20 protein-coding genes are annotated in these 20506 nt (G+C 42.8%); 9 read left to right on the plus strand and 11 right to left on the minus strand.

Features of this window, described 5'->3' with window-relative positions; genetic code table 11:
• Positions 1-62: 62 nt before the first annotated feature.
• Positions 63-950: a Ppx/GppA phosphatase family protein gene (locus HUW51_RS09850; RefSeq protein ID WP_185273828.1), complete on the minus strand. Its 888-nt coding sequence runs from the start codon at positions 948-950 to the stop codon at positions 63-65.
• Positions 951-1226: 276 nt separating this feature from the next.
• Here HUW51_RS09850 and HUW51_RS09855 point away from each other — a divergent pair, with 276 nt between their 5' ends.
• Both HUW51_RS09855 and HUW51_RS09860 read left to right on the plus strand, forming a co-directional pair.
• Positions 1227-2075 (plus strand): beta/alpha barrel domain-containing protein, encoded by an 849-nt coding sequence (locus HUW51_RS09855; RefSeq protein ID WP_185273830.1) that lies wholly within the window; start codon positions 1227-1229, stop codon positions 2073-2075.
• Positions 2076-2816, plus strand: coding sequence for a (Fe-S)-binding protein (locus HUW51_RS09860; RefSeq protein WP_185273832.1), 741 nt, complete (start codon positions 2076-2078; stop codon positions 2814-2816).
• Positions 2817-2920: 104 nt separating this feature from the next.
• On the opposite strand, the gene dapA is transcribed toward HUW51_RS09860, so the two are convergent.
• From dapA to HUW51_RS09875, 3 genes are all read right to left on the minus strand, one after another.
• Positions 2921-3784: a 4-hydroxy-tetrahydrodipicolinate synthase gene (gene dapA, locus HUW51_RS09865; RefSeq protein WP_185273834.1), complete on the minus strand. Its 864-nt coding sequence runs from the start codon at positions 3782-3784 to the stop codon at positions 2921-2923.
• 185 nt (positions 3785-3969) lie between these two features.
• Entirely contained in the window at positions 3970-5973 is a 2004-nt protein-coding gene (ligA, locus tag HUW51_RS09870; protein ID WP_185273835.1) for an NAD-dependent DNA ligase LigA, read from the minus strand.
• A 116-nt stretch (positions 5974-6089) separates the two neighbouring features.
• Positions 6090-6578, minus strand: coding sequence for a DUF4920 domain-containing protein (locus tag HUW51_RS09875; protein ID WP_185273837.1), 489 nt, complete (start codon positions 6576-6578; stop codon positions 6090-6092).
• Positions 6579-7049: 471 nt separating this feature from the next.
• Between HUW51_RS09875 and HUW51_RS09880 the strand changes: the two genes are divergently transcribed.
• The gene (locus tag HUW51_RS09880; protein WP_185273839.1) at positions 7050-7685 is read left to right on the plus strand and encodes a cytochrome c oxidase subunit 3; all 636 of its coding nucleotides are present in this window, start codon (positions 7050-7052) and stop codon (positions 7683-7685) included.
• Between the two features lie 138 nt (positions 7686-7823).
• Here the strand turns inward: HUW51_RS09880 and HUW51_RS09885 are convergent, their stop codons facing one another.
• Together HUW51_RS09885 and HUW51_RS09890 are read right to left on the minus strand one after the other, a co-directional pair.
• Positions 7824-10007 (minus strand): gliding motility-associated C-terminal domain-containing protein, encoded by a 2184-nt coding sequence (locus HUW51_RS09885; protein WP_185273841.1) that lies wholly within the window; start codon positions 10005-10007, stop codon positions 7824-7826.
• 126 nt (positions 10008-10133) lie between these two features.
• Positions 10134-10757 carry a hypothetical protein gene (locus HUW51_RS09890; protein ID WP_185273842.1) on the minus strand — a complete coding sequence of 208 codons (624 nt, stop codon included), beginning with the start codon at positions 10755-10757 and terminating at the stop codon, positions 10134-10136.
• 318 nt (positions 10758-11075) lie between these two features.
• Between HUW51_RS09890 and HUW51_RS09895 the strand changes: the two genes are divergently transcribed.
• Complete coding sequence (locus tag HUW51_RS09895) at positions 11076-11546, plus strand: hypothetical protein (RefSeq protein WP_185273844.1); 471 nt, start codon at positions 11076-11078, stop codon at positions 11544-11546.
• 114 nt (positions 11547-11660) lie between these two features.
• Here the strand turns inward: HUW51_RS09895 and HUW51_RS09900 are convergent, their stop codons facing one another.
• Positions 11661-12098, minus strand: coding sequence for a DUF2147 domain-containing protein (locus HUW51_RS09900; RefSeq protein WP_185273846.1), 438 nt, complete (start codon positions 12096-12098; stop codon positions 11661-11663).
• 1084 nt (positions 12099-13182) lie between these two features.
• Here HUW51_RS09900 and HUW51_RS09905 point away from each other — a divergent pair.
• Entirely contained in the window at positions 13183-14988 is a 1806-nt protein-coding gene (locus HUW51_RS09905; protein WP_262891335.1) for a M61 family metallopeptidase, read from the plus strand.
• Between the two features lie 134 nt (positions 14989-15122).
• Positions 15123-16037, plus strand: a complete 915-nt coding sequence (locus HUW51_RS09910; RefSeq protein ID WP_185273849.1) for a PfkB family carbohydrate kinase — start codon at positions 15123-15125, stop codon at positions 16035-16037.
• 163 nt (positions 16038-16200) lie between these two features.
• Here the strand turns inward: HUW51_RS09910 and HUW51_RS09915 are convergent, their stop codons facing one another.
• The 3 genes from HUW51_RS09915 to HUW51_RS09925 all read right to left on the minus strand — a co-directional run bounded on the left by HUW51_RS09915 (position 16201) and on the right by HUW51_RS09925 (position 17351).
• Positions 16201-16650, minus strand: coding sequence for a DMT family transporter (locus HUW51_RS09915; protein WP_185273851.1), 450 nt, complete (start codon positions 16648-16650; stop codon positions 16201-16203).
• A gap of 66 nt (positions 16651-16716) precedes the next feature.
• On the minus strand, positions 16717-17058 hold the full coding sequence (locus tag HUW51_RS09920) for a cupin domain-containing protein (protein WP_185273853.1): 342 nt from the start codon (positions 17056-17058) through the stop codon (positions 16717-16719).
• Complete coding sequence (locus tag HUW51_RS09925; protein ID WP_185273855.1) at positions 17055-17351, minus strand: antibiotic biosynthesis monooxygenase family protein; 297 nt, start codon at positions 17349-17351, stop codon at positions 17055-17057. Before HUW51_RS09925 ends, HUW51_RS09920 begins: the two co-directional genes overlap by 4 nt.
• Before the next feature lie 96 nt (positions 17352-17447).
• Between HUW51_RS09925 and HUW51_RS09930 the strand changes: the two genes are divergently transcribed.
• Complete coding sequence (locus HUW51_RS09930; RefSeq protein WP_185273857.1) at positions 17448-17726, plus strand: hypothetical protein; 279 nt, start codon at positions 17448-17450, stop codon at positions 17724-17726.
• Between the two features lie 138 nt (positions 17727-17864).
• Here the strand turns inward: HUW51_RS09930 and HUW51_RS09935 are convergent, their stop codons facing one another.
• Positions 17865-19583: a M61 family metallopeptidase gene (locus HUW51_RS09935; RefSeq protein WP_185273859.1), complete on the minus strand. Its 1719-nt coding sequence runs from the start codon at positions 19581-19583 to the stop codon at positions 17865-17867.
• A gap of 300 nt (positions 19584-19883) precedes the next feature.
• On the opposite strand from HUW51_RS09935, the gene rpmH reads away from it, so the two are divergent.
• Both rpmH and rnpA read left to right on the plus strand, forming a co-directional pair.
• Positions 19884-20042, plus strand: a complete 159-nt coding sequence (gene rpmH, locus HUW51_RS09940; protein ID WP_007659000.1) for a 50S ribosomal protein L34 — start codon at positions 19884-19886, stop codon at positions 20040-20042.
• Between the two features lie 3 nt (positions 20043-20045).
• The gene (gene rnpA / locus HUW51_RS09945; protein WP_228466986.1) at positions 20046-20489 is read left to right on the plus strand and encodes a ribonuclease P protein component; all 444 of its coding nucleotides are present in this window, start codon (positions 20046-20048) and stop codon (positions 20487-20489) included.
• Positions 20490-20506 lie beyond the last annotated feature (17 nt).

Genomic DNA, 20506 nt, shown 5'->3' on the forward strand with positions numbered 1-20506 from the left:
ATTATTTTTTAAATTTTTACATTTCGGAATAACTCATCTACCATAATGGCCGAAGTAAATCCTTAAATGGGAGTTACTTCGGCTTTGTGCTTTTCGTACAGGGCTTGCAACATACCATCTTTTAAACCCACGGTAGGTACCAGCATGCTCTCTACCCGGGCCCATTGCATCGCCGACAAATAAATCCGGGCCGCCGGTACAATCACATCGGCCCGGTCGGGGTTTAAAAGCAAAATGGTTTGCCGTTCTTCCATGGTCATGTTTTCCAGCTGGTCTACAATTTCTTCTATTTGCTTTTTAAAGATGGGTTTACCGGCCATTTTACCGGCTAGCTCGTAAATCTTGTTAATGTTACCACCGGTGCCTACGGCGCGGGTTACGTTGTTTTTACGGGCATTTTCTTTTACCCATTCTTTCATAACGCCCCATATTTCGCTGCGGCCATCTTGTTGCAATTGCCGGATAGAACCTAACTCAAACGATTGCGAGGCTACTTTTTGGTGGTTCACGTACACGTTAAACTCGGTGCTACCGCCACCCACATCAATGTGCAGGTAATTTTTATCGTCGAGTAAGTTATGTATTACTTTGTTAATGTACTCCGCTTCGCTAAAACCATCAATTACTTCAATCCGCATATCCAGTAAATCGTAAACGCGTTTAATTACCTCCGGGGCGTTTTGCGCCATACGCATGGCCGAGGTGGCACAAACCAGATAATGGTCTACTTCGTGTACCTCCATAAGCAGCTTCAGGGCGTGCAAAAATTTAATAAATTTAGTTTCGCGGGCTTCCGAAATTACCCCGGTGGCAAACACATCCTGGCCCAGCTTCATGGGATACCGGATGTATTCGATGCGTTTAAATACCGGATTATTGTGGTAAATAAAAACGTTGGAAATCTGGCACCGGATCGCATTGGACCCAATATCTATAGCGGCTAATTTCAAGCGTAATGTAGATTATATGGTTAAAGTGCCGTAAAGATAATAAATGGCCTATAAATTTATTTAGACGTGGCAAGCCTGCTGCAGATTTAAGTGGTTTATCTCTAAACTTTAATTTAGGTTGTGCATAGCTACTGGAATTTAAAATTTTTAAAAAATAGGTCTTACAAGTAGTTACATTAAAGGCTAAAACTTTAAAAAGAGGAAGCGTAAATTTTAGAAAGGCTTATTTGTCCGGGTTCTTACTTTATAGTAACTTACTAAATCTAACACCGCCCCATGAAACTAATTGAATGCCCCCGCGATGCCATGCAAGGGTTTTTTCGTAACATTCCTACTGCCACTAAAATTAGCTATTTGCAGCAATTACTGGCCGTTGGTTTTGATACCCTGGATTTCGGGAGTTACGTTTCGCCGAAGGCTATTCCGCAAATGGCCGATACGCCGCAGGTGTTAGAAGCTTTAAATTTAAGCGCCAGCACTACCCAATTATTAGCCATTGTGGCCAACGTACGCGGTGCCGAACAAGCTGCTCTGCAGGAAAAAATCACCTGCCTCGGTTATCCTTTATCTTTATCCGAAACTTTTCAGCAACGAAATACCCGCCGCTCTATCCAGGAGGCTTTTACGGACGTGGCCCAAATTCAGGAGTTATGTTACCGGCACCATAAAACACTGGTTATTTACTTATCCATGGGCTTCGGTAACCCGTACCAGGAACCTTGGAATCCTGATTTGGTGGTAGCGTTTACACAGAAATTAATAAATTTAAAAATTTCAATTATTTCGCTTTCCGATACGGTAGGCATAGCGCAACCTGCTGATATTCAAGAATTATTTAGTTATTTAATTCCTGCTTTTCCAGAAGTTGAGTTTGGCGCGCATTTGCACGTGCAGCCGCATAACTGGCAAGAGAAAGTGGCGGCGGCGGTAGCCGCCGGATGCCAGCGATTTGATGGGGCTTTAAGAGGATTTGGGGGCTGCCCCATGGCTACGGATCACCTGACGGGTAATCTGGCAACCGAAAATTTGGTGGCTTATTTCGAAAATATTGCCGTACCTTTGAAAATTAATAAACAAGCTTTTAGATCGGCGCTAACCCTGGCCGAAACTGTTTTTATTCCCTGAATGATGGCGAAACCTGTAGTTGATATATTTATTCCTTGTTTTATAGACCAATTGTATCCGGAAACCGGCTTAAACATGGTAAAAGTGCTGGAAAGGGTAGGTTGCGACGTGCGTTATAACCCTAACCAAACCTGTTGCGGGCAACCTGCCTACAATGCCGGTTTTTTAGATGAAAGCTGCCAGGTGGCGCACAAATTTCTAGATGATTTTTCCGCCGAAACTTCGGATTATATTGTTAGCCCCTCGGCTTCGTGCGTGGGTATGGTGCGCAACGCCTACGCCGATATGTTTGTGACTACCTCTAAGTTTATTAACTACCGCAACATGGAACGCAAGGTATTTGAGTTTACCGAGTTTCTGGTGGATGTGTTGTTAATTGATACTGTGCCGGGAGCCCGTTTAGATGGTACTGTTACCTACCACGATTCGTGCAGCGCTTTGCGCGAATGCGGCATTAAAGAAGCGCCCCGGCGCCTGCTCCAGAATGTAACTGGTTTGCAATTATTAGAAATGCCCGAAACGGATACCTGCTGTGGTTTTGGGGGAACATTCGCGGTTAAGTTTGAGTCTATTTCGGTGGCCATGGCCGAGCAAAAAGTAGAAAACGCGTTAACCACCGGAGCCAACTACATTGTATCTACCGATACCAGTTGCCTGATGCACCTGGATGGTTACATTCAACGGAACAATAAACCCATTAAAACCATGCACATTGCCGATGTGCTGGCTAGTGGCTGGTAGTTAAGTAAAATTTTTTAAGCAAAAGAAAGCCCGGTTAATGCGTTAACCGGGCTTTTTGTTTATTCTAGAAATGTAAAATTTTAAAAATTTATGAAGGCGGGCCTTTACAGTAGCTTCTGCAACTTGGTTTTTAAAGCCATAGTAGCTTCCAGTAATGGTAAACGTACATACGGGCGGGCAATGCCTAAAATCTCCAGGACTGCTTTAATGCCAACCGGATTGCTTTCTTCGTACATCAGCGGGTTAATTTCGGTAAAATCCAGCAGTAATTTCGTAGCTTCCGGAAAGTTATGGTCCAGAGCCAGTTTTACCATCTGGCAATATTTTTCGGGAAAAGCATTGCCAAGAACCGAGATAACGCCTTCGGCCCCAACGGAGATTAAAGGTACCGTAAGCATGTCGTCGCCGCTGATCAGCATAAAATCGGCGGGTTTATGCTTTACTATTTGTAGGCACTGTTCCAGATTACCCGAAGCTTCTTTTATCCCGATAATATTGGGGTGCTTGGCTAATTTTAGCGTTGTTTCAGCGGTTAAATTGATAACGGTTCGGCCGGGCACGTTGTACAAAATAACCGGAACCGGGCTGGCATTCGCTATTTCTAGGTAATGCTGGTATAGGCCTTGCTGCGTAGGTTTATTGTAATAGGGGCTTACCGAAAGAATGGCTGTAACTCCGGTAAAATCGGTGCGCCGGATAACATCTACCACTTGATGGGTACTGTTGCCGCCAATGCCAAAAACAACAGGAACTCTACCGGCCGCAAAATCTTTTACGTAGGTCAAAATTTCTATCTTTTCGGTATCCGTTAGTGTAGGCGATTCGGCGGTAGTACCATTTACCACTAAATAATCCACGCCACCTTCCAAATTAAAATGGAGCAGCTTTTTTAAACTGTCATAATCAACGGCTAAGTCCTGGGTGAAGGGGGTAATAAGCGCTACTCCGGTGCCGCGTAATATTTTCATGCCTTAAATTTTGAAAAAAGAAGCTCTTGGGGTAAGAGCTTCATTTTTCAAAAGTACATAGCACCTTAAAAATATCAAAACAGAAAATCCGGTTGAGCTACTTTTACCGTACAAATCCGGAGTTTCTGGCTGATAAGTAGGTTTTCTTAAAGGCTGATTGTTAAATTTTTTAAAAATTTATCGATTTAAGCCAGCATACTTATGAATTCGGCTTCCGAAATAATTTTAATGCCTAGTTCATTGGCTTTTTCCAGTTTAGCTGGCCCCATCTTGTCGCCGGCTACCAGGTACGATAATTTTTTGGAAATAGAGCTAACTACTTTGCCACCGTTTTGGGTAATTAAATCCTGCAGTTCTTCGCGGCTATGTGTTTCAAATACACCCGAAATCACAAAGGTAAGCCCGGCTAGTTTGGTAGATGTAGCCATCTGATTTTCTTCGCGGCTAAATTGCAACCCGGCTACTTTTAAGCGTTCCAGTAATTTTAAATTTTCTTCATTTTTAAAATAACTTAAAATAGAAAGGGCTATGCGGTCGCCGATTTCGGGCACATTAATTAAATCTTCGTAGCTGGCAGCTTGTAAGGTTTCGATGCTGGCAAAGCGGTCGGCAATTTTGCGGGCCACGGTACTCCCCACAAACCGGATTCCAATGGCGAATAATACCCGGTCGTATGGCACTTCTTTCGATTTTTCCAGACCCGCTAATAAGTTATTTACCGATTTCTCGCCTAACCTTTCGAGGTTTACTAATTGTTCAAATTTTAAATCGTACAGGTCGGCTACATTGCGTACCAAGCCTTCGTCGTACAGTTGTTCAATCGTTTCCGGGCCCAGGTTCTCGATGTTCATGGCCCGGCGGGTAATAAAATGCTCAATCTTGGCCTTTATCTGCGGTGGGCAACCGGTATCATTTGGGCAATAAAAATGCGCTTCGCCTTCGGTGCGCACCAGCGGGGTGCCGCAGGCCGGGCAGGTATCGCGGTATTTTACCGGTTGGCTATCGGGTAAACGCTGGCTTTTATCTACGCCGGTAATTTTAGGAATAATTTCGCCGCCTTTTTCCACGAACAACACATCGCCCTCGTGAATATCCAAACGTAAAATTTCGTTGGCATTATGCAAAGAAGCCCGTTTAACTGTAGTGCCGGCTAGTTGCACGGGTTCCAGCAAAGCTACCGGGGTAACCGCGCCTGTACGGCCCACCTGGTACCGGATACTTTGCAACCGCGACGAAGCGCTCATGGCTTTGTACTTGTACGCAATGGCCCAACGCGGACTTTTGGCGGTATACCCTAGTTCTTCCTGCTGATGAAAGTTATTTACCTTAATCACAATGCCGTCGGTAGCGATAGGTAAGGTAAAGCGCTTAGTTTCCCATTCGTTAATGTAGGCCAGCACTTCGTCGAGGGTGGCGCATTTGCGATACGTAGGAGAAACTGGAAACCCCCAGCGTTGCAGCGCTTCCAACGACTCCGAATGTGTTTCGAAAGGCAAGGGTTGGGCCAGCAAGCTGTACATAAAGCAACTGAGTTTCCGTTTGGCTACTACCGAGGAGTCCTGCAGTTTTAAAGTACCCGAAGTAGCGTTCCGTGGGTTAGCCAGTAATATCTCACCAATGTCTTCGCGCTCGGCATTTAATTGTTGAAACACCGAAAAAGGCATAAAGGCTTCGCCGCGCACTTCAAACTCGGTGGGGTAATCGCCGGCCTGTAAATGCAAGGGCAAAGCCCGGATGGTACGAATGTTTTGCGTGATGTCGTCGCCGCGGGTACCATCGCCACGCGTAGCACCTAAGGTCAGCTCTCCGTTCTGGTAAGTTAAACTAATCGCAACCCCGTCAAACTTTTGTTCACAGATGTATTCAAAATCGCCTTCGAGTACTTTGCGCACGCGTTTATCAAATTCCCGTAAATCTTCTTCGGAGTACGTATTGCTCAACGAGAGCATCGGGTATTTATGCTTAACGGCTTTAAACGTTTTGGTAATGGTGCCCCCCACCCGCTGCGTAGGCGAGTTGGGTAAACGGTAGACCGGATATTGCTGCTCCAGGCGGTTTAGTTCTTCGAGCAGCATATCAAAATCGTAATCGCTTATTTCCGAAATGCTGTTTTGGTAATATTGATGATTTAAGTAATGGATGCGTTGGGTAAGTTCCTGAATACGGGCTTGCGCCTGAAGTTCGTTCATAAGGCTGGTACGGTTTGTTAAGTAAAACTACAAATCCTACGTTTATTTCGGTAGCCGGAATACCCAAAAATTAAAAAAGCTACTGGTAAGTAGCTTTTTTTAAAATAATGGTTTGATTATCTTAATTGTACGCCATCGGCTACAAACGTTATTTCTTTTTTTGGTTTTATCACGGCTTGAATTTCTGCTGCCGACTTGCCGGCATCTTTTAAATAATGCTGTTGGTCGGCCACCGAAATAACTTCCTGGTAAGCGGTACCTTCAAACACTACTTCTTTGCCGGTTAAGTTTTTGGGTACAAAAAAGCCGTAATCGCGGAAGCGTACTTTCATACGGGTGTCGTTGCTTAGTTTTACGTCCATCCAGCAGCCTTTTACCTGGCAAACATCCTGCACTACGCCGGTTACAGTGGCTTGCACCGAATCTTTACCAGCTAAAACTTGGGGTAGTTGCGTAGACGGAATAACCTTGCTCGCCGAAACTGGCTGGCCAAAATGGGCTGCTTGCGGGTTTTTACCGGTGGCAGATGTAGTTTGAGCCTGAGCACTTATGAAAATGGAGGCAGCACCCAAAATAACGGTTAATAAAAAAACAGCCTGTTTCATATTTAAAATAATACGTTGCAATCTGGTAAATTTAATTAAACAAATTTAACCATTTAAAGCTGGAAACCAGCGGAATTATTGCGGAATTAAAACCATGGCCGACAAGCCAAAAAGTAATATTTGACTAAATTAATTAGTAGTTAAGTGCAGAAGCTCTTTTAATTTATTAGCCCGGTATATTCCTAAGTAAAATGGGTAAGGTAAACGCCGCACGATTTTTAAAAACTTAAAAAAACAGGAGCCATTCCTGGCGGTTTTTTGTTATACCTACGTTATAAGATAAGTGGCGAGTTGGATTAAAATCAATGCGCGTTGTTTGGTGGCAGTACGTTCTTAGAGCGCAAATAGGAAGTGTAAATCCTGCTTTTGCAAAGTATAAATATTTCGTAATTTGTCTGGTAATAAACGTAATGCGTAACGTTTAGCATTGTTCTTTTTAGTTTTTGTATTACCAGCAGAAGTGAGGCATATATGGAACCGGATAACAAAAATACGATAGGTACCTCCAGCAGTTCTACTTTTTCCCGCATCGAAAAGGTACATCCTTTTTTAATGATGCTGTATTTGGTAATAGTAGGCATATCGGTGCTGTTTTTAATTTTAATGGTAGCTTACATCCGGACCCGTTTATTAGAAGAAGGCCCCATTAACCGGCATTTCCCTCAGTTTTTTAGTTTCAGTACCATTTTAATCTTGCTCAGTAGTTTTGTAATTAGCCGCTCGTCTTACTTTTACCGCAAAGACGATCTGTTGAAATTAAAGATTACATTGTGGGCCACCTTGTTGCTCGGAATGGGCTTTGTGTGGTCGCAGATTGCTGGTTGGCGCGAAATGGCGATGCACGGCATTCCATTTCAGGGGGGCGGCTCGGGTACGTATATTTACCTGATTTCGGCGCTGCACAGCGTGCACTTGCTGGGAGGGTTCTTGTATTTATCTTATATTTTGCTCAGAACCTTGCATGCTTCCCTTAACCCTATCCGCACGTTAGTATTCATCCGGAACCCGTATCGCCGGCAGCAAATAACCATGTTGTGTACGTACTGGTATTTTATGGATATTTTGTGGGTAGGTATTTACCTGGTTTTCCTGTTTTTTAATTACTAGCTAAAAGGTTGCCCCTACAATGGCGCAGACCCGGATATAGTAAATATCTCCATATAATTGTTCGTGCCGCTGGCTTTGTTTTCCGAAAAAGCAAAAATTTAAAAATTTCTTATCCTGAATTTTAAAAGCGGCTAACGGCTAATGCACTAAGGTTACGGAGCCCCGGTACTCTTTATCCGAAAACTTGATTAAGTAAAAGTAAACGCCATCGGTTGCATCTTTACCGGTCCATTTAAATGCCCGGTCGTTGCTGGTATATACCTGGTTGCCCCACCGATTAAATATTTTAATGCTGGCGAAAACGCTTTCGCAAAAATCAGGGGGTAAGTTGGGTAATTCAAAAAAGTCGTTTAAACCATCGCCGTTCGGGGTAAATATATTGGCTGGTTTAAAGGTATCGGACTTTTGTGGCTCAATTATAAACGTTACACTTTTTATGGCGGGCGGGTAAGCCTGGCAAGCATTTTCCTGCACTGCAAAATCTACCTTAAAAGTTTCTCTATCCAAAGACTTGCAATCGGGTGTCCAGGAAAATAAGGTTCTCGCGGAGCCGTTGCCGGAAGCCGGGGTAAATTGCATGCCATAATCGGCCATGTTAAACCCGTCGCCGGTTGCCGACAAAATAATCGCATTTACATCCGGGTCCAGGCCAAAAACAGAATCTTTAACCGAACCACCGTACGGAATTTTAATGGTTTGTCCGGCCAGTAAGGTACGTATTTCGGGCGGACCGTTTTGGTTTTCTGGTCGTACTTCGATGGTGGTGGTTTTGGTTACGGGTTGGTTACAATTTAAGGTAGTAGCTTCGAAATCGAGTAAATAACTGCTTTGACCCATGGCAGCACAATCAATTTCCCACCGGAAAGGTACGGTTACGGTGCCGGCGGCGGAAGCTGCCGGAAAAGTGATTTTCTGACCGGGTAGTTTAAAATTACGGGGTTTTAATTTTACAGATACTACTTCATTATCCGGGTCGCTGCCAATAACATCAAAATTTAAAATATCGCCCGTTTTGGCCAGTATAATAGTATCGGGAGCAGTTGTACGAATAGCAGGAGGTTGATCGGGTAAAGGTTCGGCAATTATGGCCAGCCGAATGGTATCTATTTTGGGTAAGCTGCAACCATTATCTTTTACCATTACGTCCAGCAAATACACTTTACCCTGCGAATTCAGACACGTTGGGAAACATACCGTAGCTTGCAAAGAGTCTTTGGCACCGTTCCGGTTTACTACGCCCTGCGTAATGCTTAAAATCTGATCGGATAAGGCAAAGTTAACCGGCCGGTAAGTAATAGTAAGTGGTTCATCTGGGTCGGGATCGGTCATAAAAATATCGATGCAGCGATTGCTGGTGGGCGTTAACCGCAAAGTGTCGCCTTCGTGGTAAAAGGTTGGGTTGCCTTGCTCGCGGGCCAGTATCTGGGGCTTGGCATTAGAGGGGCAGTTTAAAACCAGCAATTGAAAGTCGCGGCGGGTTTCGCCGATTTTTACATTATCGCGGTACTCGCTGCACCGCACCCCAAATACAAACAAACCTACGTGGTTGGGGTTAACCGTTAACCGGCCCGTAAACCGATCGATGGAAATACTGGGATTACCCGGAATTTGGTTGTTTACCCCTAAACCATCGGACCAGCGAACAGTAGGGTAGGGGCCGGCATACGGATCCGGAGGTAGAGGCGTAGCAGGCGTGCTATAACCATTTAAAGGAGTAATCATTTCATAAACCAAGGAGTCCTGGTCTTTGTCGGTGCCGGCAAAATCAAAATAGAAAAGTTCGTTTACGCAGGCATAATCGCTGAGTGGCGGGAATAACTTGGGCGAGGAGTTAATAAATGGTTGATTATTTTTTACCACGGCCGGAAACTCCATATAAAAAGCCTGGCCGGCATCCTGGGGCCTTTGGATGTTAGTTATAACATTGTTCCGGCAGCATCTTTCCCAGACTACGTAGTAACCGGCGGGGCTGTCGTAATAATTCTGGTTTAACTGTAGCGTATTGGTATAAACCAGTTTGCTGGTACTTAAAGCAGCATTGGTGCAGGCAATAGAGGTATAGGCAACTGGTGTAACGGAGGCAAGCGGCATAAATACTTGCTGCATGAGTAAGTTGGTGCGCTTATCAAAAATGCTGGCAATAACCGAATGATCCAAGGCACCCGGGTTGCCGTTGTAATTATCAAAGTACATGTTTAAGGTAAGCTGGTAACTGGAGCCAGAACGGTGTTCTAATTCAAATTCGCCGCCAACAATATGCGTGGCCCGGGCAAGCTGCGCGAAACAAAATAAAATGAATAAAAAAAGTAGCCGTTTTGCCATGTAGTAATAAACCAAAGTACTGGTCTAAACTACAAAATTTTTAAAAAAAATACTTGTGGGCTACAAATAAAAGAACGGGTATTCCGTTGATTTCAAGAGCTTATCCGGGCTTATTGAATTAAAAGGTTAAGCTTGATTTTTATCGGAGCGAGTCAGCAAATAATCCAACAGTTCCTCAAAAGGTTGAGCTTGGGAGAAAGCACAGCTGAGGTAAGAATTAGCTATAATCCGGATAAAAGAAGGTTGCGCATCCAGTACAATATAATCGAGGCTTACATTACCATACATTTGATTACAGATGGCGGAGTTGTTTAAACAAGCCGGCGGCGGCGTAAAGTAGTACTTATAAATAGTTTCGGATAAATTATCTTTTTTAGTAGTGCGCATATCGGCGGAGTGTAGCCGGTAGCCTAGTTGCAACACCTGGTCTTTAAATAACTCATGCAGAAAGCGGAAATTTTGTTCGCCAATGCGATCGTCGAAAAAGAAAATAACCCCGTTTTTGCCGGGATGCTGCAATCGTTCTAACTTATAAGCTGGCCTGATACCGGCTTTATCAAAATGGTAGGCTTTAAAAAGGTCGGGAGTCCAGTTTAAATAAGTTTTACTCTGCCGCCATTGGGCATAGGCCTCCTGGTCGGCGCTGGTAAAGCCCGATTGCCGTTTACAAGTGGTTTGTGAACCTTTGCTTTTGCCAAAAAGATTTTTAAAAGTAAGTAACAAAGCCCTGCCAGAGTTAAAGCCAAACATTCAGTTTTGTAAAATAAATAACATTTCCGGATTTAAATAGTTTAACATTTACTTAACAATAACCAAATAATAAGGCTAAAGCGGGCAGAATGAAGTAAGAAGCAAACTTGTAAAAATAACGAAAGGCCAATGTTACTAGCCTGTACTTGTTTTGTTTAAACGTCATAAACATCATGCCATTAGCAAGTAATAAAGTAGTATTCCGGTTTCGTTAATATTTAATCCCGATTACGAAACAGTTTTTCTTATTAATAGTAATATAGGTTCCTTTTGCTAGCTGTAAGATTTAATGGATATAAAGAGTAATTATTTTAAATTATGTTAGTAACGTCAAAAAATTTAGAAATAAAACAGCGTTTACTTAGCGAATGCCTGCGCATTCAGAATGTGCAGATTCAAACGGCTAAAAGCGCCATGGATGAGGCGCAGGAAAGTGCCAACGAACACCAGGGCGCAGGCATAGAAGATAAATTTGAATCTTTCCGGGAAGCCTGCCAGATACAGCGCGATATGTTTGCCAAGCAAATGGATGAGGCTATTACGGGCTTAGCTATTTTAAAAAGAATTGTAGCTACTAAAGAGAATAAGATTATTACGTTGGGCTCCGTGGTGCATACCAACTCGCAGAAATATTTTGTGTCGGCGAGCGTGGGCGAAATAAATTTAAACGGCGAAAAATACTACGCTATTTCTACCATGTCGCCTATTTTTAAAGCCATGGCCGATAAAACTTCCGGCGATACTTTTACTTTCCGGGATAAGCAATATAAAATTGAAGAAGTTTTTTAAAAATTTGCTTTAGCCAGGTGTTTGTACCCACTGGGTGAGGCGGGTGTGCTGGTAAAAAATAAAGGGGAGCCGTTCTGCGTGCTCCCCTTCTTGTTTTTGTTGGTAGTTAAATACTTAATTTATTCTGGTCCAGTTTTGTGTGCGGCCAATCAAAGAGATGCCAATATATCCTTTTACCTCCATTTGATTTTTATTTAAAACTTTCATGTAACACGAATAGGTTTTGCCGCTTTTAGGGTCGTAAATAGTGCCGTTATCCCATTTGTTATTGCCGGCAAATTCAAAATCTTGCATAAAAGGCAAACCAAGTATGGGGCGGTTTTGTAAATTTTTGTCGGGGTTGGCGCGGTCTAACTTGGGTTTGCCTTCGCGTAGCGGTTCTTTTAGCCAGGCTATTTTGCCACACAGTTTGCTGCCGCATTTATAAATCTCGAAGCGGGCTTCTTTATCTTCGTTGGTCCAGGTGCCTACCGGAGAGTTGTCGGTGGTTTGGGCAAAGGTTAAACTACTGTAAATTAAAAAAAGAACCAGTGCCATTAATCGGTTTTTCATAAGTACATTTTTCCAAGTTAGATAAGTAATATAACGGTTAGCTGGTCAATTTCCAAGTTTCAGCAATTTCTCCGTTACCTTTTTTTAGAACCCGTTTTTTATAAATTTAGTACGTGTGGGAAGTAACTTTAGGACGGTATTTAATAATTTTTTAATTGCTACTAATGTGGAGTTAGCGTGTAATAACCGTTCCCTTGCTTCATTTAGAATGTTGTCCGGTTTTTTACTTAGCAAAAGCAAGCTATTATAAAGAAATAAATTCTTGGTTTTGATTTCTGATAGGATAACAGATCATACAAACTCCGGAAAACAAACTAATAATGGAAGGCCAAGAAGAATCTAATAAAATTATAACTTTCTATATTACAGGTAGTTGTATAAAAACAAGCTTTTTGCCTAATCCTACCGTTATAAAGTTGCAATTTTAAGGAGTTGATTTTGATTCAGTTCCAAAAATATTTATAAAAAATTACCCGATTTTTTTTGAACCTAATGGATAAAAATTATCTTTATAACATAGTAGTGAGTGCTACGGCTTACCGGCCGCGCCATAAGGTGCTTGGCAACCCCGGTGAGATATGTCGGATTTAAAGAAAGGAGGTACAAATGTCTAGTCCCAAACAAATTTTATCAGGTTTGAATAATGTTGTATCCTTCAACGGAGGTCTGTTGTAATCCGGTTTTACCGGCTAAAACAGATGAACATTATTTTTAAGATCTGAGAAGATCACTGGTCTGGAAACAGTCGGTAACTTGGTAAGATTTTAAAGGATTTATAGCCTGCCTGCTTCATGTCTAATGAAGCAGGCAGGTTTTTTTATGCCCGGGCCAACCCAAATTCTGTTTCCGCCAAAGTGCAGGCATCAATTATTTAAAAAATTTAATTCCTGATTTTTCCTGTGGTTGATTTGGTTCTGCTGGGCGAAGCTTTATTTCAAATTGCAATTAGCTGGAAACTTCGTTCGCATGCTGTATATTTACCCGGCACCCCACACCAGAGCAGATTTACTGATAAAGCTAGCTGAATAGGTATTTCTCTGCCGAGGTGATTTTTAATTTTTTTTGTTTTAGTTCTTTCGTAATGATGCAGCATTCCTTCCGGCAAGTCTATTTGCTTCTGTTTTTTTTAATTTTTTTATTTTCTCCGGTTAAGTTGTGGGCCTTGGCTAAGGTAAATTATACCTTAAGCATGCCCGAGCCGCAAACGCATTATTTTGAGGTAGAAATGGTGTTTGATAATCCCGGTAAAGAGTACCTGGATGTAAAAATGCCCGTCTGGACGCCGGGTTCTTACCTAGTGCGGGAGTATGCCAAGAACGTGGAAGGTTTTACTGCAACCGCCAACAATCAACCGATCCGGTTTGAGAAAATAACGAAAAATACCTGGCGGGTTTATGCCGCTAAAGCTCCGCAAGTAAAAGTAACCTACAAAGTTTATGCTTTTGAACTAACCGTACGCACCAGCTTTTTAAACGCCGAGCACGGTTATGTAAATGGCGCCAGCATGTTTATGTACCCCGATGGCTTGCAAAACGAAGCTTCCGAAATTAAAGTAGTTCCTTACAAAACCTGGAAAGTAGTTTCAACGGCACTGCCGGCAGTGGCTAATCAACCTTTTACTTTCCGGGCCGCTAATTACGACGAAGTGGTAGATTCGCCAATTGAAATTGGCAACCACGAGGTATGGCAGTTTGAAGTAAACGGGGTGCCGCACCAGGTAGCTATGTTCGGCGAATCGAACGTAAACAAAGAAAAGTTTTTAGCTGATTTAAAAAAAGTTACTTCCACAGCAGCGCAGGTTATAGGCGAAATGCCCATAGACCGGTATTTATTTATTATTCATAATTTACCTATTGGCGGCGGTGGCCTGGAACATAAATTTTCTACTACGTTGCACGTTAAAAAATGGAGCTATGGTTCACCGGCCGGGTATAACTCCATCATGGGCTTAGTGGCGCACGAATATTTTCATCTCTGGAACGTAAAACGTTTGCGGCCCGCCGGCTTAGGTCCGTTTAACTACGATGCCGAAACATACACCAATTTACTTTGGGTTTCAGAAGGATTTACGAGTTATTACGGCAGCATTATTGTGCGGCGAAGCGGATTTCTGACGAACGAACAATATTTAAAAGCCCAAGCCGACGATATTACTGCTTTAGAAAATGCACCGGGTGTTCGGGTGCAATCAGCGGCTGAGGCCAGTTTTGATGCCTGGATTAAGTATTACCGCCCCAACGAAAACTCTAATAATGCCGGTACTTCGTATTATTCCAAAGGATCGGTTATTGGCTTGTTGTTAAATCTGGAAATTATGTATCGTACTAAGGGCCAGAAAAGCCTGGATGATGTGATGCGCCAAATGTATCAACAGTATTACAAAAAGCTGGACCGCGGTTTTACAGAAGCGGAGTTTAAGCAAGCCGCCGAAAGTATTGCGGGTGTCAAACTGGATGCTTTTTTCAACGATTACGTGTACGGTACCAAAACACCGGATTATGCTACTTACTTTAATTACGCGGGTTTAAATTTTGTAAATCAAAACGCCGGTAAGCAAGAAGCGGTGCTGGGGGCTAAATTTTCTTTAACGAGCGGACGGCAAATAGTAACTTCGGTAACGCGGGATGGCAGCGCCTGGAAGGGAGGCCTGAACGTAAATGACGAAATTCTGGCTTTAAACGGCTACCGCATAACCGATGATGTTAATCAGTCGTTAGCCGGGGCAAGACCAGGGCAGCAAATAAACTTACTGGTAAACCGCGATGGTCAGATATTAAATTTAGAATTTCCGCTGGTGCCTACCGAAATCCGCAGCTACAAAATTACTCCCTTGGAAAAGCCAACCAAAGAGCAGGCAAAAATCCTGGCAAATTGGCTGAACGGTAAATAAATATTGCTTGCTATTCTGGTTAAGGCAACAAAGTAACCGGGTGCTTTAAAAACCAGATTAAGCCGAGGTATTAATTATTATCCTATTTTTGCCCTTTGTATTGATTGGAAAATTTAAAATTTTAAAATTATAGAATGAGTTTATTAGTAATTGGGTCAGTGGCTTTCGACGCATTAGAAACCCCTTTTGGTAAAACCGATAAAATTTTGGGCGGAGCGGGAATGTTTATCGCGCTGGCAGCTTCCAATTTCGTGAAGCCGGTTAATTTAGTATCGGTAGTAGGCGGTGATTTTTTAAAATCCGACATTGCCATGATGCAGGAACACGGGGTTAATACCGAAGGCTTACAGGTGAAAGAAAACGAAAAATCGTTTTTCTGGAAAGGCCGCTACTTTAACGATATGAACAGCCGCGAAACGCTGGTAACGGAACTAAACGTACTCGGCAACTTTGACCCGGTTATTCCGGAAAGTTACCAGGATTGTTCGTATTTAATGCTGGGCAACTTGGCCCCACAGGTGCAGAAGCAAGTAATTGAGCGGTTAAAAAATCGTCCGAAGCTGATTGTAATGGATACCATGAACTTCTGGATGAATATTGCGCTGGAAGATTTAATGCAAACCATTGCCCTGGTAGATGTGCTGAGCATTAACGACGAAGAAGCCCGCCAATTGGCCGGCGATTATTCCTTACGGAAAGCTGCCAAGAAGATTATGGCAATGGGTCCTAAATACTTAATTATTAAAAAAGGCGAACACGGCGCGTTATTGTTTCACGAGGAACAAGTGTTTTTTGCCCCGGCTTTGCCTTTAGAAGAAGTATTTGACCCCACCGGTGCCGGCGATACTTTTGCCGGGGGCTTTATTGGTTACTTAGCTAAAACCGACGATTATTCTTTCGCAAACATGAAACGCGCGGTTATACATGGTTCGGCTTTAGCGTCGTTCTGCGTCGAAAAGTTTGGCCCCGAACGGATTATCAACTTAACCGAAACCGAAGTGCAGGAACGCGTACAGCAATTTGTAAAATTGGCTTCTTTTGAGATTTAGACATAGGATATTAGATGTTGGATATTAGACGTTAGATGATGATTTTTTAAAATTTTAAAAGAAATAGCCGCGGTTTACTTGTAAGCCGCGGCTATTTTTATACTGTTATTATATTTAAAAAATCTAACATCCAATATCCAATATCCAATATCTAACATCTAAACTAATACTTCTGAACCAGGAAAATACCGAGCAACAGCAGCGCTACGCCTAAAAGACGCATGGGACTGACGGCGTGCGCTTGAAAGCCCAACCAGCCAAAATGGTCGAACAGCACGGCAAATATTAACTGGCCTGCCATTACAAAACCTAAGGTATTAGCAGCCCCAATCTTAGGTGCTGTAATTACTACCGAGCAAATGTAAAAAGCGCCCATAATACCACCTAGCCATTTCCACCAGGCAATATGCGTAAGTACTTGCCACGAAGGTAATTCCCTGGATGCCGTAGCAATCACCAGAGCAATTAAAGCAAAAGTGCCCACCAAAAACGATAGTAAAGCGGTAATTAAAGGGTTATTAATCAAGAGCCGCAATTGGGCATTGGCCCCGGACTGAACCGCTATACCACTACCGGCAATAAAGGCAATAAAAAAGTAAAGTTCTTTGGGCATATTGCAATAAATTAAAAGGCTTAAAGCTACTGGATTAGGAGCAAGTTACAGCTAGAAGGTTGTAAATTAGTTTACTTCCACGCGGTCGCCGCGGCTAGTGGGTTGCGACGTAACGGTAAACAGTAAATCTGTATCTGTTTGATTTATGATTTGGTGCACCTGACCAGGTAAAATATGTAAGCCGTGTTGTGCCGGCACCATAAGGGTTTGTCCGTTTACTACAAACGTGGCGGTGCCCTCCAGAATAAAAAAGAACTGTTGCGCCAACTCATGATAATGTAATTGCTCAGAAGTATTCGGTGGCATGCGTTCCTGAATAATGCTTAACGCGGGTGTTTTTACCAAGTGCCAGCCTTCGCAGTTCTCTCCCCAGATATAGTGTTCGGCAGTAGCAATGCTCGTGATCATGGCAAATTTATTTTTACAAAATGCTCTACTACCGGAAACGGATCATAGAAGTGGTGCAGTAATTTTTTCCAGTCCTGATACTCCGGTGACTGCCGAAAGCCAATGGTATGGTCTTCCAGGGTTTGCCATTGCACCAGTAAAACGTACCGGTTTTCTTTTTCCAGGCTACGCTGGAGTTCGTGCGATAAGTAACCCGGCATCCGGCTGATTATCTTTTGTGCCTGAGCAAATGCTTGTTCAAATTCCAGGGTTTGCGCCGGAATAACATCCAACATAGCAATTTCCAAAATCATAAAAACGGATTTTTAACAGCGTAATTTATACTTTTAATCAAGGCTTCCGTATATCCATATTCTTAGTAATTACTCAAATTTAAAAAGGAGGATATCATGAAAGGCAAACCGAAATTAACGAATATTCCTGATAACGTTTTTGACGATCCCAATAAGCAAGTTCTGAATAATAGCGGCGAAATCATTAACGATAATGAGGACATGACCAAAAAAAGCGCCTTATCTAACGGTGATACGCAAGTAATGAATGCTGACCGCAACCAGGTATCACGCGAAGGTAATAAAAATCGCGACCACGTGCAGGGCGATAACGACGATCATCATAACCGGTTAAACCGCCCCCGGAGCAACCCCAGCGACAACCAAGGCCGGTAATTTGGATGTTGGATGTTAGATTTTTAGTTATAATATTCAAAAAAAAAACGGAGCCAGTTTGTGGTTCCGTTTTTTTTGTTTTTGAATGACTCTTTGATTTGTTTCTAATTTCCAACATCTAATATCTAACATCCAGATTTAGAATTCCTGATTAATCCAATTTTTAAAATTTTCTTTTTGTGCCGGGCTGGATACCGGTAATTTGCGAACCAGGTATTTGGTTAAATAGGATTTGCTATCGGGTACGAGTGTTGCCGTGCGGAGCATTTTATTGCGGAAAAGCGTTAGTTCAACCGTTTCGGTTTGTTGCAGTAAACCAGCAAGATTGCCTTCTATCTTGCGTCCATTTAGGGCAACTAACTCGTCGTCGGTGGCTAATACTTGCGCGGCGGGGCTGTTAGGTTCAATGTAACTAACGACTAAATGAGTGCCGTTAAAGGTAGTTTTAAAACCAAAACGTGCTTCCGTCATTCCTGCATTGGTTTCGGCGTGTAAAGTACAGCCTACGTAGTTTAATGCTCGGTTTAACCACTCGTGCACGGGAACAATGCCGTTAATTACTTCATCAAAATAAGTTTGCAACGATTGCCCCGCTACTGCTTCAACCAATTGTTGGTAATCTTGTTCGGTGTAGCCCAAGTGCGTTTTGCCAAACTGCTGCCATAAACTCCGCATTACATCGTCCAAGGACTTTTGGTTCGCGGTTATTTTTCTGATTTCTAAATCCAGAATAAGGGCCGCAATGCAGCCTTTGTGGTAGATAGATACTTTGCGGTCCGGAATGCCGGGTTTATAACCATCCAACCATAAATCAAACGATGAATCAGCCACGGACAAATGGTATTGGCCAAAATCATCGAAATGCTTGCGCAGTACTTCATTTAGTTCGGTAAAATATTGGTCAACAGAAAATACGCCGCAGCGCGCCAGCAGGTAATCGCCGTAGTAAGTAGTAATGCCTTCGGCCACGTACCCGGTCCGGAAATAATTTTCGCCGGTATAATCATATGGCATCATTTCGGCGGGCCGGATTTGTTTTATGTTCCAGGTATGAAATAACTCGTGGCAACTCACGCCCAGTAACTCTTTATACAAATCCTGCGTCATTACTAATTCGCCGGGACCTAGCGTAATTACCGTAGAATTGCTGTGCTCCACGCCGTGGTAAAACCGGTAAGGTAAAATCTGGTTCAGAAAATGATAGTCTGTTACCGGGAAATCCTGAAATAAAGTAAGTTGCTCTTGCGTAAATTTTTTAAAATCCGAAAGAATAATCTCCCAATCGGGTTGGCAATCACCCTGAAACCACACGTGAAAAGGAATATTGTTAACCAGGTATGCTTGGTGTTGCAAGCCAGTGCTGGCAATAAGCGGTGAGTCCACCAATTCTTCATAGGTAGCGGCTTCTAAGGTGTTTTGATTAATTTGCTTTAAGCCGCAGGCAATTTGCCAGTTGGTAGGTATAGCCAGTTGCAATTGACAAGGCTGATTTTCTTGGCCCACTACACTCATCAAACAGTTTACCGGGTTAATATACAACTGCGTTTCATCGAGCCAAGAGCCACCGGCATCCATTTGGTGCGCGTAGAAGTTGTATAATACCGTCAGCTCAGTTGGTTGGCTTACCGGTATTTGCCAGCAATCTTTCGTTATTTTTTTAAATTTTACAGGTTGTTCCTGCGCATCCACTACCCGGAATTGCTGAATTTTTTGCGCAAAATTTTGCAGTTCGTAGCGCCCCGGGCGCCAGGCGGGCAATTGCAATTGCACGGCTGCCGTATCCAGCGCAGGAATTACCATCCGGATCTGAATAAACGAAGTAAGCGGGTTAGTGTAAGAAATAAAGTATTGAATCATAAACAGTAGTTACGCATGCAGGAGCCAAGATAGTAGAAAAAGATGATGAAAGCCTTTCCCCAGTTGAAAACTGGCTCTTATTAAGCAGACACCAGTTACACTCCGTTAAACTGGCGTCATTTAAAAGTATCACTTACAAGCAATTCATTTTTAACCTTCAACCTTCCAAGTTTTTAACCTTCCAAGTTTTTAACCTTCTAACTTTTCAACCCTATCAACTTACAATTATTTACCCGCATTGTTTGTTATTTAAGAAAAGTGTCCTAATTTTGCAGGCCATATAAAAAGCTTTGGTTTAAAATGAAAAGAACATTCCAACCTTCTCAAAGAAAAAGAAGAAACAAGCACGGTTTCCGCTCCAGAATGGAAACGGCTAACGGTAGAAGAGTGCTTGCCAGCAGAAGAGCAAAAGGTCGCAAAAAACTGACCGTTTCAGACGAAAGAAGACACAAAGCTTAATTTTTGCAGGACATTACTGGTCCTGATAAGGGGTATACGGGCATGAATGCCGCGTCTGAAATTCCCGCCAGCAACAAAAACGCTACTAGTTTTACGAAAGAAGAACGCTTGTGCAGTAAAAAGCTAATCGAACAGCTTTTTCACGAGGGTTCTTCTTTTAATTTATATCCCCTGCGGTTTATCTACGTTAAGCAACCGGCGCCCGCAGCTATGATACCGCAAGTACTCATTTCGGTTTCTAAACGGAATTTTAAAAAAGCCGTGGATCGTAACCGGTTAAAGCGCCAGATCCGCGAAGCTTACCGCTTACACAAATCTATTCTGTTTCCGGCCGGGCAAAGTACCCTTCAATTACTTGGCATCCTGTATATTGCCAAAGAAAAAAAGCCTTTTAATATAATTGAAAAAAAACTAATTTCAGGTTTAGAACGTTCCTGTATGGAGTAGGCGCTTCTGTTGTTGCA

The sequence above is a fragment of the Adhaeribacter swui genome, assembly GCF_014217805.1.
Taxonomy (GTDB): domain Bacteria; phylum Bacteroidota; class Bacteroidia; order Cytophagales; family Hymenobacteraceae; genus Adhaeribacter; species Adhaeribacter swui.